The sequence below is a fragment of the Hoylesella enoeca JCM 12259 genome, assembly GCF_000613405.1.
Lineage (GTDB): Bacteria > Bacteroidota > Bacteroidia > Bacteroidales > Bacteroidaceae > Prevotella > Prevotella enoeca.
In genome coordinates this window covers 18,431-36,790 of the sequence record NZ_BAIX01000009.1, presented here as the reverse complement: position 1 = coordinate 36,790, position 18,360 = coordinate 18,431, and the positions used below count along the sequence as shown (strand labels likewise).

Here is an 18,360-nt window from a genome sequence, read left to right as displayed (position 1 = left end):
TGTGCGATTTTTGATCATTCTCCGTTTTTTATATCATTATTTTTCATATCTTTACGACATATTCATCAAAGGAGAATCAGCATGAGAAACGTTCATAGAATCTTGACACTGGTGTGGCTGCTAATCGTTTGCGGCGGAGCAATGGCACAATTAGCAGACGAGCGGGCGGGTGCTGCGATGAATGCATCCGACTGGTTTCGTCTGCGGAAAATATATCAGACAGAGAGTCACTTGATGTCGCCTTTCCTTAGGGATATGGCCAAGGCCCTGCTCGACGACGCTTTCAACCGTTCCGAGGAGGCCGCTATCTCGATTCGAAAGCTGCTGAAGGAGCATCGGAGCAAGATGGGATTAGCCAACATCGAGTCGATGGTTTACCTGCTGGCAGCAAACGAGAGCAAGGCCGGTCATAACAAAAAGGCAGCCGACATACTACGCGATTTTCTGCAACAAGCGCAGAACAAGCTCGACAGTACGTATGCTCGGATGTTTGTTTCACACGAAAGGCAGTTCCGTGAGATGGCTAAATATGCTGTCAATAAGGTTGAGGGAGATCTCAAAGCGTGTGACATTCCTTTCCGTATCGACTCGATCGGACCTGAGAAAAAGCGTAGTATACAGATGACAATACCCGCAGAGGTGAACGGAATAGGGTGTGATATCAACTTCGATACAGGTGCCGGTGTCAACATTATATCGCCGGAGCTGGCTCGAAAGTGCGGTATGCGGATGATCGATGCGCGTTCGTGGGTGGCCGGTGTGAATATGGTGATGGGAGGAGTGGCCCTTGCCGATCGAGTGAAATTGGGTAACTTAGTGTTGCGCAATGTGCCGTTCAATGTCATTAAAATCACGTCCGGCAATGCCGTTGCCGACCAATATCTGCGTCATATGGACTGTGTAATGGGTATTCCGCTGATGCGTTTGCTGCGAAAGGTGCAAATCGATTTTGCGGGCAACCGTCTGCTTGTTTCCCGTGAAGTGCCCGCAAAGTCGGAACCGAATCTTTGTATGAACTCGTCTAACGGTTTGATGCAATTACAAATGGAGCACGACGGCGATACGCTGATTGTAAATCCCGATACAGGAGCAGGCCATTTGGCCACGCTCTATTATCGATATTTCAAACGCAATGCCGCCGTCATTACTTATAAAGGTGCCCGAACGGTGAACAGTTCGGCCGGAGTAGGGGGCATCTCGGTTACCAAAGGCTATCTACTGAAAGACTTTTCGCTCGGTATCGGAGGCATAAGCTACCTACTTCCCGACGTTTTTATCAGTATGGAAGCGGAATCCGACCGCAATATTCCGGCATCATTCGATGGCAATGTAGGTCTTGAATACTTCCAGAAGTTCAAGTTCGTGACATTCGATTTGGATCATATGGCAGTTTCGCTGACGCCCTATTAAAGAGTTACTTTTCCCAATTTCGCTCTTGGGGCGGCAATGATTTTACCACGATATCGCGATGTTTGGCGCCCGTGAGTACCTTGGTTGCCACGGCTTTGACATCGTTTGGTGTTAGGAGACCGAATGGATTGTCCTCTTTCTCATTGTCGGCTACGGGCGGCACATTGCCTTTCTCGGCATAAAGATTGAGTATTCCCATCCACAAAAGTGCTTCGGGGCGCTGTGCGTCGTCGTTATCCGCTGTGTTTTCGTCCATTGCCAATGGTACCAAAGCGTTCTTGAACTCATCTGTCGAGAAATTACCGCGGGCTATTTCTTCCAGCAATCGATAGGCCATCGACTTGGCTTCATCGGTTCGCGAACGCTCGGTGGTGAAATGAATGCCCAGTGTTTCGCTGACAGCAGGATGCTCCTGATAAGATGCGTTGACGGCAATGCTGTATGTAATATGTTCTTTTTCGCGCAACACGGTGAAGAAACGGTTTTCCAAAATACTGCGGAATACTTCCCAAGCAGCTTGTTCGCGTTCGGTAAGCGGTTTGTCGTTGCTGTACGATATTTCGATTTCGCCGATGTCGCCATCGATATCTGCTGTCAATTCTCGATTGATTTCACGGGCCGGGGAAGCGTAATCCATCGGTCGGATCTGTACTTTCGGCGTACCGGGAACACCTGGCAGCGAGGCGATATACCGCTCTATGAGTTGCCGGGCCTGCGTTTCGGGAATGCTGCCGACCAAACAGAACGTGAAGTTTGCAGCATTTCCGAAATGGCGTTTGAACTCAGCCGCTACATCATCGAGCTTCATCCGATCGTAAAATGCCGTGTTAGCCTTGGGATTTTCAGCACTTGGCGGGAACAGAATATCGTGAATAGAATCCTGAACGGCTGCCATTCCCGTGCGGTTTCGTGTCTCATAGATATACTTGCTGCGCTGAACGTACTTATCGAAAATGTGTTGACGGAATGTTTGATGCGCCAAAACTAAGTGGAGATAAGCAAAAAAGTCGCCGGCATCATTGATAGATGAGTTACCGCCGATGGCATCCGAATAATCTTCCAATGACAACGTGAGTTCAAAATCCTTGTTTTTCACCCATTGATAAAGATCGTTACGGTTATACTTATATACGCCGCTCTGCATTGCAAGAGCTCTCATTGCTGCGTAAGCAGGCAAATTTGCAGGCTGAACAACAGATTTTCCGCCTGTCGCAGACCCCGCAAAGTAAAGTCGTTGCTTAGCTTCGGGCAGATATTTATACAGCACCCGTGCGCCGTTGCTTAGTTTCCACTCCTTCGCTCCGAGTTGTTCGATAGTCTGCTGGGCCGTAATCTTACCGGGCTTGATGTCGAAATCTACGATGCGTTCTATCTGCTGTGGCACTTTCTCTATTGAAACGGGCTTCGCTTTCACGCTGTCTAACATCGCAATGAACTGCTCGAGTGAGACGTTCATTTCATCGGGTGTACGAGAATAGGTGATAAACGACAGATTGGTATCATCCATCCAAGAACGAATCCAGGTATTGAGATCGTCTGCTTCTAATTCTAACAAATGTTCCAACGACTCTCCGATGCGCTCCTTGAAAGGTGTGATCGGATCGCCGTAAAGGAAGTTTTGCTTGAACATATCCATTAGATTGTCAGGTGTTCCGAGTTCTTCTTTGCTCTCGACAACAGCTTTCATATCCTTATACATCGCTGCTTTGACCTCCTCGAACTCCTCTTTCGAGAAGCCGTTGCGGCGTATCGATTCACGCACTTCAAGCACCTGACGCAGTGCTTGGAGTGCATTGCCGCGATAAGGCACCACATCCCACGCATTCTGTACATAATTGCGCACAAGCGGACTGTAACTGACCGAAGCGGCAATAAAGTTCTCAGAGCCTTGGTTTCGCAGCATTGCGAAACGTCGGGGAGCCAATTTGTTGAACAGTTGTGTCAATAAATACGTGTCTGTTGCACCCTTTCGGGCAGTACTCTGAGATGCTTTCTTGCGCTGATACAAACCGAGTGAGGCCGAAACATTATCTTTATCGATAAACCGGAAATAAAGAGGTGCCGTGTTGTCGGGTATTATCCGTGCATCGCCGATTGTTGTGGGCTTGCCGGCAGATAACGAGCTGAATACCCGTTTCACCTCACTTTCGATCTTGGCAGGGTTTATGTCGCCGATAACGGCAATGCATTGCATCGACGGTCGATACCAAGTGTCATAGAATCGGCGTACGTCTGCTACTTTGAAAGACCGCAGAATCTCCTCTGTTCCGATAACGTTCCGAACGGCATATTTGGCTTTGTTGTAGATGGCCGGGGCAATGGCATCCGACAAACGATGATTGATATCGTTGCGTTGGCGCCATTCTTCGATGACGATTCCGCGCTCTTTATCCACGTCTTTGGGCAGAATCTTGATGCCGTGACACCAATCTCGGAGTAGTAACAGCATTTTCTCGTTGAGCTTTGGGTCGTTGACGGGTACATCGTGAACGGCATAACGTGTCTCATCCAAGCCTGTATGCGCTTCGAACGACTGCAAACCACTGCCTCGTAGGAATGTCATCACGCCGTCGGGGAAATGCTCTGTGGTGTTGAAAGCTAAATGTTCGAGCACGTGGGCAAGGCCTATCTGGCGCTCATCTTCTAAAATCGCTCCCACGTTTTGATACATATAATAGTGTACTTCACCCGGAGTGCCGGTGTTGCGGCAGATATAATAGGTGAGACCATTAGGCAGTTTGCCCTGCCGCAAACCGTCTGTTTGGGCGTAAACGCATAGTGTCGAAGCTGTGAAAAGCATCGCCACGGCTACGCGTTGCATACGTCTTGCAAGTCGATTGATGCCAAACATAATTGCGATTTTATTTTTCCAATAATTCCAAAGCAGAGAGTTTGCGCATCACAGCTACTTGAATCATCTGCTGAGCAGCTTCTTGTTTAGCCATTTGCAATGACTCTGCATAAGCCTGATTATAGTATTCGCGAGCCTTGGAGTAGTTTTTCAGCTCACGATAAGAGTCTCCGATCATCACAAGGAAGTTCACTCTGTCCATTACTGAGACCTCACTCTGCAAGGCTTTCTCGACCCATTGGATGGCCTGTCGGTGTTGATCGGCCGTCAACTTACTGCCGGCGGCATAGTAAAGATCCTGGGCTGCCTTGCCGAAATCAGTTGACGAAGCTTTGTCTCCTAATCGGTTGAACATCTCATTCATTGCTTTGATGTAGCTGCCGGCATCTTTGTGCTTATAAAGTTGATAGAGTGCGTCGCTGTAAAGCACTGTTTTATCATAGGGAGCAATGCCCGTTTGTGGAATCACGGCATACGCATCCTTATATTCTTTATTGATTTTGGCTACGCAATCTTTATATTTCAAGTCTCCGGCTTTGGCTAAGTCTTCTATCAAGGCATCGTTATGCTCAATGACGTAATAGGCTGCTGCATCGCCTACAACGGTTTTCCATTGGGGGAGATGGGCATTGATGAAGTCGGCCATAGCCGTCTTTTTGTCTTTATCTTCATTGCCGAGAGCCGATATAATGAGGTAATCCTGCTTATTGATAAGCGCCGGACCCTTTTTACTCTCAATATAATTGTTATACAATTTGCGGATACGTGTAATCCATTTCTCGGCTTCCATCCCTTCTTGTGCACCCAAGAAGTTGGGGGCTTTCAACAATAACTGTTGTTGAATGGCCAAATCTGTGGGCGACTTTTTATACTGTTCGTATAGTTGTTCAAAGCCGATGGCCTCGCCGACAGCCATCCGTGCCGCTTCAAGCAGGGCTCCGGCGTCCATCGCACCGACGTTGACGGAAATGGCTTTACCGTCGTTTCCGATGAAAGCTAATGTGGGATAAGCATCCACTTTGTATTGTTTGGCGATGTCGACATTCTCTTTTTTCTCTGCATCTAACTGCAAACAAACGAACTTTTCATTGAAGAATGCACCCACAGAGTCTTGTGTAAATACTTCGCGAGCCATCCTTTTGCACGGTCCGCACCACGTGGTGAAGAAGTCGACAAACACCGGTTTGTGTTGTTTTCGGGCTTCATCGAGTGCCTGACTGAATGTTCCGGTAAAGAATTTGATACCTTTCGCACTTCCCTGTGCATAGGAAGCAAGCGACATAAGCAGGCAGATCGATAATAGAAAATATTTGATTGGTTTCATCATTAATATGTTTTTTGTATTCGTTTTATGAGAGGTGAGACGGGCTCCTACCCTCTCCTCCTCTTTGTTTACATGTTAGGATCATCGTCACTCACAACAAAAGTGAAGATGTCTTTCAATAATGCAGAATGATCTTCGTTGTAAACGCGGATGGTAAGTGTATACTCGCCGTTGGGAATCTCTTTGACTCCGGCTTGGAAAAGTTGAATAATCCCGCCTTGAATCAATACGTTTCCTTTTTTCACTTGCTCGTTGAAGCGTTGTGCATCACCGCCTTTGGCGGTTTTTACACTCACATATTCGTAATTGATAGGCACCGTTCCGGCTACGCCTTGTATACGGACAGAAGTCCAAGGGGCATTATTCACGGCCCGTTCGCTTGTCGGATCAATATTGCGAAAAGCAAAAACGGTATCAGGATTGTATGACGCATTCGTCGTGTTGAGGTATCCCACCTTCATTCGATCACACGATGAAAGTGCAAAAAGCACACATAACAGTGCCAAAATGCCAATGCTGCCAATTCGTTTATTCTTCATTCTAAAAATCGTTAAGTGTAAAACTATAATCTAATGAATGTACAACGCCCGTGAGTGTCTGTATATTGGACGACGCCACACGTGTAGACTTCTGACTGTCGGGCGATACCAAGAAGATATTCAACGGTCCGGCTTCGGGCACTCCGTTGTAAGATGTGCGGAAAGAATAGATCCACAACTTCTTGCCCGACAACATTTCATAAGTCTTTCCACCCGTACCGATAACTCGATCGGGATTGCCCGAGGGGCGCCCCGGTGTAAACTCGTCAAGCATAATACGCTGATTGAGTACGCAATCGAGGATCATTCGCCGACAATCTTCTTTCGGAATGTCCGTCACACGGCTCAGATCATTCTGCAACAGATAACGACGGATGCTGTGATTGGTGATTCCGAAAAATGTGATTTGAGTACCATACTTACTCGTGCCGTCGAAAATCGTCTTCAGATCGGCATATTCTGCCATCACTCTGAGCGAATCCCAGTTATACGAATCGCCCTTAAAATACTCCCACATCGTGGTTTGATGATTGCCGTTTGCTTCACCGGTGTCCACCAAATTGTAGTCGGTGCAACCGATACTGGTCATCATGAGCAGCACTACACCTATTATATATATAGCCTTTTTCATATTCTTGTCTGTTTGATATTTTATGATTCAAATTCTGGTGACAACTTGTTTACATAAATGGCAACCAATAAGCCTTCTGCCGAATGACGGTATTGATCACCTTACCATCTTTATCTTTCATTGCGCTTTGCGGCACAGGGAGCACCAAGGCACCGTTGATGATATCCTGGCGAGTGAGCATTCGGAATTTGCCTTGCAGTTCGGTGTTCACGTAGTTGTTGCGGATGATATCGAAGTAACGTGTATCCGACTCTCCGATTAACTCTTTTTCGCGTTCCAAAAAGATCGCTTTTGCAAGCCCGTTAACATCTTCCGAGGCTCCGAATAACGGTGAGTTGGAACGCGCCCGAATCTTATTCAAATCCTCGATTGCCGGGGCCTGGTTGCCCAACTTCGCGTTACACTCGGCGCGAAGCAGGTAAATATCGGCCAAGCGCCAGTACACATAGTCGGCATTTAAACTGCGAAAACTCTTACCGCTGGGCGCATATTGGTCGGCATCATATACGCTTTTACGGAATTTATAGAGCAAAGCGTAATCGTTACCATCCACGACATGCAGGCTGTCTATCTTATAAAAGAAAGCTTGCAAACGTAAGTCGTCAGGCGAATACATCGCTTTCACAGTGCTCTTGTATATCCGAAGATCAGTTTCCGACACGATATCGCCGAGCAGAGAGGTTTCTTTCACTGGCCAGCTAACATATTGCGAGGCCGTGTGATTAGGCGTAACGGCATAAGTAGAACGGTTGATGTCATAGACGATTGTGAAGATTGCTTCGGGGTTTACACGTGAGGGATCGGACAAATATGTACACAACTCCTCGGGATTGGCGCACAACTGATAGGGTCCCACTTGCCCATTGATGAGCATCGAGGCATATTCCACCGACTTGCGATAGGCTTCTTGTGCATCACCTTTCAGTTTATAGAGGTCTATCACACTGCCTTTCCACGCATAAAGATGGGCCAACAGCGCAGCACAAGCGCCTTTCGAAGCATATTGCTTATTAACAACAACACTACCGTTGATATCTTTCAACTGACCGTAAATGGGCAGAATGTCAAACGCTTTCTGTGCATGCTCGATGGCTGTGTTGATGACTTGCATCTGGGGAGATGTTCCATAAACTGCGATTGTTTTTGAATCGATGGGGATAGGCACATCTCCGTAACGCTGAACAAGCACTAAATAAGCCAATCCAAGGCCGAATTCGGCTTGTCCTACGTGAAAGTTGCGACGCTCCTCAGTAAGTCCTGCCGTCCGATGGATATTATCAAGCAAGAGATTGCATTCAAATACCAAGTCATAAAGTCCTTTCCAGTCTTGTACATCGATGACAGACTTCGGATTCCATTGCCTTACTTGTTCGCCATCTTTAAGTTCATCTGCTTTTGCCCCGACAGTAATAAAGACTTGATTTTCAGGTACTGCTGAGTTGATAAAGAACTGAATGGACGACGTTGTGGCGTTCAGTTCTGTCTCGGTATTGAACGAATTGGTGTAAGTCAATCCGTTCTCGGGTTCTATATCGAGGTTGCACGATGTGCAAGCGATGCACAAGGCGCAGGCAATCAAATACTGTTTCATTTGTCTTAGAATTTAAAATTGACACCGAATGTTATCTTACGATTAAGCGGATACTGGTCGCCGAGGTCCTTTCCAGTATATGGATTGATGACCTCCGGGTCTACTCCGGAGTAGTTGGAGAGTAAGAACAGATTCTCACCGGACAAATATATGTTGATGTCTTTGATAAAGAAAGACTTCAGCCACTGCTTAGGCAAGGTGTATCCGACAGTCAACTGTTTGAGGCGTAAGAAGCTGATGGTCTCGATATTACTGTCGATATCGCCGTCAAACTGCCCGATATAACCTTGATCTGCAAATTCCAAAGAAGGATAGTCTGCCTTATCGCCCGGACGAGTCCAGAACTTTTTCTTTCGATAATCATTCATCATAACACCGAATTCCTTTGTAAACGAGAAGGCAGAGTTCTTTACCATATTCATTACTTTGCGTTTCAAGGTGAATCCGAAGAGTGCATCTACAGTGAAACCGTTCCATTGCAATGAGCTGAAAATACCTCCGTAAGCCATCGGAAGCGTGCTTCCCGCATAGTATCTGTCCTCAGAATCGATCTTTCCATCCATATTCTGGTCCTTGATTCGGCGCCCGCCCACGCGTAATGGATAGTTCTCCGAACCGAAATAAAGCGGTGTCCGCTTGCCCTGCATATTATAATAATAAGGTATCTCGGACTCATTCTGCACGATGCCTTCATCTTTATAGGTATAGATTCCGTATATCGAACGCCCTAAAACCTTATCTGGCAGATCTTCATTACCGTAAGATTTGCGGAACATATTGCGGTTGTGGGAGATATTGAAGCCCAACGTCCACCTCAGTTTGTCGTTACGAATGATGTCGCCCTGCACCTCTAACTCGATACCTTCGTTGGAAAGAGCCGACGAATTATTCCAAACCTTATCAGTAAGGAAGAAGTTTCCGGGCAGCGGGGTCTGCATCAGAAGCGCGTAAGAATATTTATAATAATAGTCAAGTTTTACTTTCAGCCGATAGTCTAATAGCTGAAGATCGAGTCCGATGTCGTATTGGTCACTCTTTTCCCACGTTAGTTTATTGTTCGCCATAAACGAAGGGATGAGTCCTAAACTGCCTAAGAAAGTGTTAGCTTCCGACATTACGCCTAAGGCTAAGTATGCTTCTTGAAACTTCTGACCTGATTTACCCCACGAAGCACGCAGCTTTCCAAAGCTCAACCACCATAGATTCTTCATAAACGGTTCCTCACTGAATGCCCAACCGAGACCTACCGAGGGAAAGGTCCCCCATCGAACGTCGCTTCCGAAGACAGAAGAACCGTCTGAACGAACAGAGAACTCGCCCAGATAACGCTTCTTATAATTATATGCCAAACGGCCTAAATAACTCATCATAGCTTGCTCTTCCTTATTGGTCAGCAGCGATTGTAAGGCTTCTATCGTACCCGACGGATTTTTCCAAAGCTGCGGCCATCCTTCGCCTGCATAGCGGATGCGATTTGTAGGGCCACCTTTTGCAGATCCGGACATTGTTTGAAGCAGGTCGTGATTATAGGTAATACCGGTCATTGCTTCAAAGTTGTGCTGTCCGTTGATGTCGAATTTGTATGTAAGAAGATTCTCGGCTTGCAGCATTGTCATAGCAACATTAGAGGCATTAATCTCCGAGAGCCGATTCTGTGTGAGATAATTGGGCGTGAAAGTGTATGAACGCGTGAAATAATGATCCAATGCAACCGTGGAGGAAAACTTCAAACCTTTCAGAATCTGATAGTTCAGTCCGAGATTGACACGTATGTTATAGTTAGAATTATCACGATGAACGTCGCGCAATCTGCGTAAAGCCTCTTGCTCGGCAATGGATCCTCGGCCCGGCAACAGCGTCGAAGTACTCTTCGGGTCGAATGTCAATCCTTGGATTTTACCTTGATCCGCCCCTGCATTTTTATTGGTATAGGCCATGTTCAAACGCACGAACATATCGAGCGAAGGCGAGAGTCGCACGTCAAGATTAGATAAAAGACTGAGCCGACGGAAGCTGGAGCTGATCATAATACCCTTTTCATCGTACACACCTGCATTGACCAGATAACGCACATTGTCGGTTCCGCCCGACAGTTGGGCATCTGCTTTCGTGATGCGTCCTACTCGGAAAGCATACTTCCACCAGTTAGTGCGATTGTTATAAAAGGTATTCAGGGAGTCCTGCACAACGCCGGGAAGACCCGAATTGTTATCAAGCACCTTACCGTTACGCCAAAAATAATCATAGGCTCCATCATAGTTAGAGTCCCATCCCCACGTATCATTGTGATTCCTGGGTATTACCAGTCGGTTAGTTGCCCAATCATAATGGCCTATTCGTTGGTGTTTAGCTAAGAGAGAAGCAAAGTCTCGCTCGCCCTTTCCTGATATTTGGAGAGGCGTAGCAGGCAACCACGACAGCGTTTGAGATACATCTATGCTTAACTTCGACTTACCATTGTGTCCCTTTTTGGTTGTAATCAGAATCACACCATTAGATGCCCGCGAGCCGTAAAGCGATGCCGAAGCGGCATCTTTAAGCACTTCCACCGACTCAATGGTCGACGGATCGAGACCTGCCAGCGTGTTGATACCGCCCGTTCGGGTAGAGGTGGTGGAGACGACAGGCACTCCGTCGACTACGAACAGCGGCGAACCGTCGTTTACTCCTTGCTGGTTGAGTGAGTTATAACCGCGAATGGTGATTTGCGAACCGCCTCCGCCCGGTGTTCCCGATAGGTTGGTAATCTCCACACCGGCCATTCGGCTTTGCAACAAAGTCTCGATGCTCGAGTTAGGCATCTTTTGCAGTTGGTCGGATTTTACCGAAGAGATAGCTCCGACAAGTTCTCTTGTATTACGTTTACCATAAGCAATCACTGAGACTTCACCCAAAGTATGGGCTGTTTCTGTCAAAACGATGTTCAAAGATTTATCCGCATTGAAAGCCACCGACTTCGTTGCGAAACCTATGCAAGATACCGTGAGCTCGCCGTTGCGTTTGTCCGTCTTCAGCGTAAATCGCCCTTCGGCATCCGTCGTGATACCCGTCTTAGTGCCTTTAATCTGAATTGTGGCAAAAGGAATCGTCGTTCCGTTGCGTTCTTTCACAACGCCGGTAACCTGATAGTTGCCCAACTGTCGGTTATCCAACTTGAAAACTTTGATTTCCTTACCGCTCACACTGTAAGTAAACGGCGTGTGCGAAAGCAACTGTTGGGTGGCTTGAAGCACTGTAACATTGTCAAACGAAACCGTGAGCGTCGTGGGATAAGTCTTCACTTCATCCGAATAGTTCACGGTGTACCCATCTTGGCGCGCAATAACATCCAAGATTTCGGTCACGGTTTTGTCTTTGAAAGAAAGCGATACGGTCTTGTTCGTCGTCTGTGCGCCTACATTCTGTTGGAAAGCGAAAGCCCAACAAAGGACAAGTCCCAAGAATTTGAATGGCAGTCGATGCCAGATCATGGTGTTACTCATGAAGTTTCTCATATTTGATACCATTAAGTTATTTTTCGTTTTCACGATGTTGGAATGAGGTTTCGATACATTTTCTCTTTGAATTTACCTCAAAACCTTTTAGAGATTTGTGATCGAAGTTAGTCGCAAATATACAAATAAAAATTAAGAACAATCTTCTCCTATCATTATTTTGTACATAAACTCCACATTTTTTATATTTTTAGATCATGCCAACCCTTAATTCACACGGTCATATTTTCCTCTCCTTTCTGCTCAATTTAATATAATGTGCCACACCATTTACCGTTAAACGCAACGCAAGTAACCGTTAATTTGCCTGCGATTAACGCTTGATGAGCGTGTGTTTCATGCTTAATCGCTATACCATAATTATATTAGATTCACCGAACGTATAGTAAATTGGAATCTGTCATTCTGTTGTAATCTTTTGCTCTGCATGAAATTTCTCATCCTCATTGGTGTTTTTTAACAAATAAAAAGTAGGGGGTGACTGATAAAAGACGTAACTTTGGTGCCAAATAAAGAGAGTAACCTCGCCTAAACCACTAACGTTATAAAGATACTATAAACCTAACATTATCTGTAAGTAATATTTGACAACCCTTAAATGCCGATTATGATTGCAAAAAAATGTGGCCTATTACTGGGCTTCTTGATGAGTGGTATTCTCACTGTCGAAGCTCAATCGAGAACAACATTAAGCGCCGAAGTGTACGGCTATCGCCGCGACATGGTGTATTTTGATTGCATACAGTCACCGTTCTTCAATGCTGAGTTTCATACTAACCCCGGCGACGAGCATCTGTATACATTCGAGTCGAAAGCGCCGGTGTGTATGCTTATCAACGGACAGGTAAACGTGCTGCTCGTGCCGGGCGATAGTGTGCATGCCGTAGTAAAGTATGACGAAAAGCGTTTATCGAGTGTTGTTTTTAGTGGTACAGCGAAAGCTGTGGCAGCCAATAGTTTGTTACGCAACATTGGTGAGTTGCGACAGCAGATGCGATATAAGAGTCAGTTGTTGGCTTGCGTGGTGGTAGATGTAAAGCCACAACAGCGCATCGCCGACTCACGCACGCTGCTGTCGAAAGTGCAGACTATGGTGGAAAAAGATCGCAAACAACTGTCGGCCGAAGCCGCCGATTACATCCTTGCAGCGACCGAAGCTGCGGCCTATACTTCGTATATGGAATATCCGCAGATGTACGCCGATACGCGTAAAACGCCCATTACTGAGCAAGGAATTGGTGACTATTGGCAACTGATGAACGGTGTAAAGTTACGCAAAGGCGTGGGAGCTTTGAGTTGCCCCGAGTATGTAAGCTTCTTAATGCGTTACTGTTTTTACGAAAATCAGAAAAAAGCTGTAGCCAAAGGTGAGAGCTATGCGATCCCGCAACAGTTGGAAGAGATGTATAAACAGCTGGCTGCTTATTACGACGGCACACTAAGAGACGCCACGCTCTACCAGTTGTTGGTAAACTTTATTCGCAATGGTAAAGAGACAGAACGTGCGCTACCGCTCTATGCCGAATATAAAGCTAAATACAATATCGACAAAACACGTATCGACATTCTCAACAAACTGTTGCAATAGAGCATCTGTGGGCGTATCCAGGGTGCGCCTTGCCCTATTCCTTTTTAAAACCTAAATTTATCAATTACATTTCGACAATCTATGAGAAAACAAACAAGTAACACAAAAGCCTTTCCTTATTGGCTTTGTGCGTTATGTCTCGCCCTATTATCCGGCGTAGGTGCACGAGCCCAAAACCAAGCTTCGATGATTGGAAAAATACGCCGATAACGTTGCACGTTAGTAACGAACAGCTTGGCGCAGTACTAGAAAAAGTGGTAAAACAAGCCCAGGCCACGATCGAACTTCAAGAAGTGACACTCGTAGGTATCAACCGCCCCACGACACTCAACGTAAAAAACATTGCGCTGGATAAAGTGTTGGGTCAGCTTATTGGTGACCAAAACGTGCGAATACGCTTCGAGGCGGGTAGACATGTAGTTATCTCACCTTATGAGAGAACGACCGAGGCTACCAAAGATATGTTGCGCATCGGCGGAGTGGTGGTAGATGCCAAAACGCGCGAAGTGCTGGTGGGCGCTACGGTGATGGTGACCGACGGTACAAAAACAGGTGGCATTCAGGGCAGTATCACCGATGTAAATGGCAAATTCTCACTGCAAGTTCCGCAGAAAGCATCGATTAAAGTGTCGTATATGGGTTACGAACCACAGTCGTTGCAAATTACGCGCAATAACCTGAACATGAAAATCGCTCTCAAAGAAGACGGACAGATGGTAGACGAGGTCGTGGTTACAGGTATCAGTAAGCGACGCAAATCGAGTTTTACTGGCAACTATGTATCAGTAAAAGGCGAAGAACTGCGTAAACTGAACCCAAACAACATTCTAAAAAGTTTGCAGTTTTACGATCCCAGTTTTAAAGTTCTAGAGAGCAATACACGCGGATCTGATCCCAATGCACAGCCCGAGTTTTTGATTCGTGGCGATCAGAATTTGGGATCTACGGCTTCGCTCAACAGTATGGACTTGCTGTTAGATAACGTGTCAAGCAGACCCAACACACCGCTATTTGTACTCGATGGCTTCATCGTGTCGATGAGTCGCATCCTACAACTTGATCCCGAACGCATCGAGAATGTAACCATTTTGAAGGATGCTGCTGCCACAGCCATCTATGGCTCGCGGGCGTCGAACGGTGTGGTGGTTATTGAAACAAAGGTGGCTCCCGATGGTGTCTTATCGGTTAATTACAACGGCGGGCTCACAATTCAAGCGCCCGATCTTACCGACTACAAACTAATGAATGCTAAAGAGAAATTGCAGATGGAGTGGGATGCAGGCGTATACGACCCCACCAATGCGAAAAGCATGAACCGCTACAATCAGTTGTTACGTAACGTGCTGGCTGGTGTAGATACCTATTGGCTTAGTAAGCCACTGCGTACGGCTGTCGCACATCGCCACTCACTGTCGGCAGCGGGCGGAACCGAGGCGTTCCGCTATAGTCTGGATCTTAATGCGGCATTTAATCCGGGTGTGATGAAAGGGTCGGAACAGAATACGAAGAGCCTGAACTTTAATATGACCTATCGTAAAGAATCTCTTACGATAGGAGCTAGCCTGAACCTTGCTGAAAGTGGTGGCCATAATTCACCCTATGGCTCATTTTCGGAGTATACGCGGGTTAATCCGTATTATCGCCCCACAAACGAGTATGGCGAATATCTCAGGCAACTCGACAATCACACAGGCTCAGGCAGTGTTCCCATTGCCAATCCTCTATATAATGCAAATGTGGGAATAAAGGATCTTACCAGCAACACCAATATTACGGCAAACCTTAACTTAGAGTATCGATTGTTGAAGAATTTACGCATCACGGAGAGTCTCTCTTATATGCGCGGAATGGCTCGGACAGAACATTTCTTGCCAGCTGATCATACGTCGTTCTTAACCGAACTGGATAAAACCTTGCGTGGTAGTTATACGAAAAATACTGGAGAGATGACGTCATGGTCGAGTAACCTAGGGGTGAACTGGAACATGGCGCAGAAGAAACATCTTTTTAGCGTGTTTGGCAATTGGACGCTGACTGAGGATAAGAGTAATTATGTTAATCTATCGGCTGTTGGTTATCCCGATCCGCATATGGACGACTTTATCTTTGGAAACAAGATGACGACCCATCCTAGCGGTTCTGAGTCGATTTCACGTTCGATGGGCATTATCACGCAATTGTCTTATAGCTACGATAACAAGTATTCGATAGATGCAAATATTAGCAGCGAGATTACCTCGCGCTATGCCGACCACAGCTTGACACCTTTCTGGAGCGTAGGTGCACGCTGGAATGCTTATCGTGAGAAATGGTTTGCCGGCCGTGTATCGAACCTTGTTTTCAGAGCTACCTATGGTGTTACGGGAGCACAAAACTCGAGTCCGGCTGATGCAATAGAGTATTATACTTTTAGTCAAACGATGCGCCCTTATGCTTCGTTCTCTACCTTGGGTGCAGTGTTGTCGCGGCTCAACAATCCTGATATCAAATGGACCAAGACCGATAACATGAGTTTTGGCGTTGATTTCGGAATATGGAAGAATCGCATTAATCTTTCGTTTAACTATTATAACAATATCAGTCGCCAGCTACTTACCAATTACGACTTAGCTCCCTCTACCGGTTTCGAGTCGCAATATATCAATGCCGGCGAGCTGCAGAACCGCGGTTTCGATGCAACTGTCAACGTGATAGCCTTGCAAAACATACGCAAACAGTTCTACTGGACAGTAGCCGTTGGTATGAACCATAACCGCAATAAGATTCGGAAGATTTCAGATTATCTACGTAAGATGAACGAAGAGCAACTTAAGTCGGCTTCGGCTCCATTGCCTGTTTATCAAGAGGGCAAATCTACCACGACTTATTATGCCGTGCGCTCGTTGGGTATAGATCCCATGACGGGTAAAGAGGTGTTCTTAACCAAAGATGGCCAGAAAACATTTGTTTGGAACTCGGCTGATAAAGTTCCTGTCGGCGACACTACACCGAAAATAAACGGAACAATAAGCACATCGATAAACTGGCGCGACTTCTCGTGTACGCTTGGTTTTATTTACAAATGGGGTGGCATTGTGTACAACCAAACCTTGGTGGACAAGATAGAAAACAGTAATATCGCCTACAACCTTGACCGCCGGGCTGCACAAGACCGCTGGCATAAGCCGGGCGATGTTGTGAAATATAAAAAGATTGATCTCAATGGCTCACAAACTCCGGCATCGGATCGATTTATTATGAAAGACAACGAACTTAGGTTGGCCAGCATCAATCTTGGTTATCGCTTCAAACAATCCGACTACAAGTTCTTAAGTCGGCTAAATATAGATGTGTTCTCACTCAACTTTACTACCAACGATCTTTTACGATTATCTACCGTGAAGATGGAACGCGGATTGGGCTACCCTTTTTCTCGTTCGTACACCCTTACATTCTCCCTTATCTTTAAGTAATTAGCATTATGAAACAATTCAGTTACTATACCTCTTTCTATCGCATCAGCCTTGTCGGTGTATATTTGTTTGCACTAATAGGACTAACGGCCTGCTCGGATTGGTTTGATACCAGTCCTAAAACCGACCTTACGGCCGAGAAATTGTTTTCTACCGAATCAGGATTCGAGAGTTCACTCGTGGGTATCTATCTTTTGATGACCAATCAGAGTGCGTATGGTGGAAATATGACCTTTGGCCTTCTCGACCAATTGGCTCAGGAGTACGATTATATTCCCGATGGAGCTAACGACAGGGCGGCCATCTATAATTATGAAACTACAACATCGGGTGGATTCCGTACAAAGCAACGTATTGCTCAGGCTTGGATCAAGCTGTATAATGTTATTGCTAATTGTAATAACCTACTGAAATGGTTAGACAAGAAAGGCGACGAAGTTATTCGCAATGCCAATATCCGCAACACATATCGTGCCGAGGCACTTGCCATACGCGCCTATTGCCACTTCGATTTACTTCGGGCTTGGGGGCCTTGGAAGTATGGCATAGATGCTACCGCTCCCAATACTTTGAGTTTGCCTTACAGAACGGTTGCAGATAAAGAAAAGCTCCCATTGCTGCCAGCAAAAGACATCATAATCCATATCTTAAACGATCTGAAGACAGCAAAAGAACTCCTTGCAACCGAAAAAGCATTGCGCTTAGAGGATAGTGATCGGCGTTACCGGTTTAACTACCATGCTGTAAATGCCATGATGGCTCGCGTGTATTGTTTCGCCAACGATGCACCAAACGCTATTGCTTGTGCAAAAGATGTAATTGCGCATTGCGGATTAGAACTAAGCTCAACCAATCTCGACGATCCAGCACTATTTGCTGAGAGCCTTTGTGCACTGAATATGTATCACATGTCCGATGCTTTGTCTGCTCATTGGGCCGACGGCGATAAGTATACCAGCCAATACTTTATTCGCTCGGAACGCTTCGACAGCTATTTCGAAGTCTCAGGCAGTAAACGAGAAGACATGCGTACAAAGAGTTCGGCTTTCTACGAGCACTCGGCTACCAAGATGGCGCTCTCGCGCAAGTATAATACCAATGCAAAAGAGGCCATACCTTTGATTCGCCTTCCGGAGATGTATTATATAATGTGCGAGATGTCGACCGACCTAACACAGGCAGCCAAATATCTCAACACTGTTCGTAACAAGAGAGGCTATTCGAAGTCGCTCAACGAGAAGTTCAGCACCGATGCCGACCGACTTACTGCATTAAGCAAAGAGTTTAGAAAAGAGTTCTACGCTGAAGGACAGTACTGGTTCTTCCTAAAACGCCATGGCATAACAACGCTTGCCTATGATTCGCAAATTACTCTATCCAAAGAGCGATTCGTATTCCCGTTACCCGATGCCGAGAAAGAATACGGATGGACTGCATCGCAAAACGCACAGAATGCATCGCAAACCAATCCCTAAAACCT

Annotated in this window: 10 protein-coding genes; 4 read left to right on the top strand and 6 right to left on the bottom strand. The window is 46.1% G+C overall.

Annotated elements, in window-relative coordinates:
* Positions 1-81 precede the first annotated feature (81 nt).
* Positions 82-1,410, top strand: coding sequence for a retropepsin-like aspartic protease (locus JCM12259_RS04595; RefSeq protein ID WP_081784152.1), 1,329 nt, complete (start codon positions 82-84; stop codon positions 1,408-1,410).
* A gap of 4 nt (positions 1,411-1,414) precedes the next feature.
* Here the strand turns inward: JCM12259_RS04595 and JCM12259_RS04590 are convergent, their stop codons facing one another.
* The 6 genes from JCM12259_RS04590 to JCM12259_RS04565 all read right to left on the bottom strand — a co-directional run bounded on the left by JCM12259_RS04590 (position 1,415) and on the right by JCM12259_RS04565 (position 11,840).
* The gene (locus tag JCM12259_RS04590; protein WP_025065585.1) at positions 1,415-4,261 is read right to left on the bottom strand and encodes a M16 family metallopeptidase; all 2,847 of its coding nucleotides are present in this window, start codon (positions 4,259-4,261) and stop codon (positions 1,415-1,417) included.
* Positions 4,262-4,271: 10 nt separating this feature from the next.
* Complete coding sequence (locus tag JCM12259_RS04585; protein WP_025065584.1) at positions 4,272-5,585, bottom strand: thioredoxin family protein; 1,314 nt, start codon at positions 5,583-5,585, stop codon at positions 4,272-4,274.
* A 68-nt stretch (positions 5,586-5,653) separates the two neighbouring features.
* Complete coding sequence (locus tag JCM12259_RS04580) at positions 5,654-6,124, bottom strand: hypothetical protein (protein ID WP_025065583.1); 471 nt, start codon at positions 6,122-6,124, stop codon at positions 5,654-5,656.
* Between the two features lies 1 nt (position 6,125).
* Positions 6,126-6,755 carry a hypothetical protein gene (locus tag JCM12259_RS04575; RefSeq protein ID WP_025065582.1) on the bottom strand — a complete coding sequence of 210 codons (630 nt, stop codon included), beginning with the start codon at positions 6,753-6,755 and terminating at the stop codon, positions 6,126-6,128.
* Positions 6,756-6,804: 49 nt separating this feature from the next.
* Positions 6,805-8,346 (bottom strand): RagB/SusD family nutrient uptake outer membrane protein, encoded by a 1,542-nt coding sequence (locus tag JCM12259_RS04570; RefSeq protein ID WP_025065581.1) that lies wholly within the window; start codon positions 8,344-8,346, stop codon positions 6,805-6,807.
* Positions 8,347-8,351: 5 nt separating this feature from the next.
* Positions 8,352-11,840: a SusC/RagA family TonB-linked outer membrane protein gene (locus JCM12259_RS04565; RefSeq protein ID WP_025065580.1), complete on the bottom strand. Its 3,489-nt coding sequence runs from the start codon at positions 11,838-11,840 to the stop codon at positions 8,352-8,354.
* A gap of 607 nt (positions 11,841-12,447) precedes the next feature.
* Here JCM12259_RS04565 and JCM12259_RS04560 point away from each other — a divergent pair.
* The 3 genes from JCM12259_RS04560 to JCM12259_RS04550 all read left to right on the top strand — a co-directional run bounded on the left by JCM12259_RS04560 (position 12,448) and on the right by JCM12259_RS04550 (position 18,355).
* Positions 12,448-13,428 (top strand): hypothetical protein, encoded by a 981-nt coding sequence (locus JCM12259_RS04560; RefSeq protein WP_025065579.1) that lies wholly within the window; start codon positions 12,448-12,450, stop codon positions 13,426-13,428.
* A gap of 254 nt (positions 13,429-13,682) precedes the next feature.
* On the top strand, positions 13,683-16,880 hold the full coding sequence (locus tag JCM12259_RS13840) for a SusC/RagA family TonB-linked outer membrane protein (protein WP_234396548.1): 3,198 nt from the start codon (positions 13,683-13,685) through the stop codon (positions 16,878-16,880).
* 8 nt (positions 16,881-16,888) lie between these two features.
* Entirely contained in the window at positions 16,889-18,355 is a 1,467-nt protein-coding gene (locus tag JCM12259_RS04550) for a RagB/SusD family nutrient uptake outer membrane protein (RefSeq protein ID WP_025065578.1), read from the top strand.
* Positions 18,356-18,360: the final 5 nt, after the last annotated feature.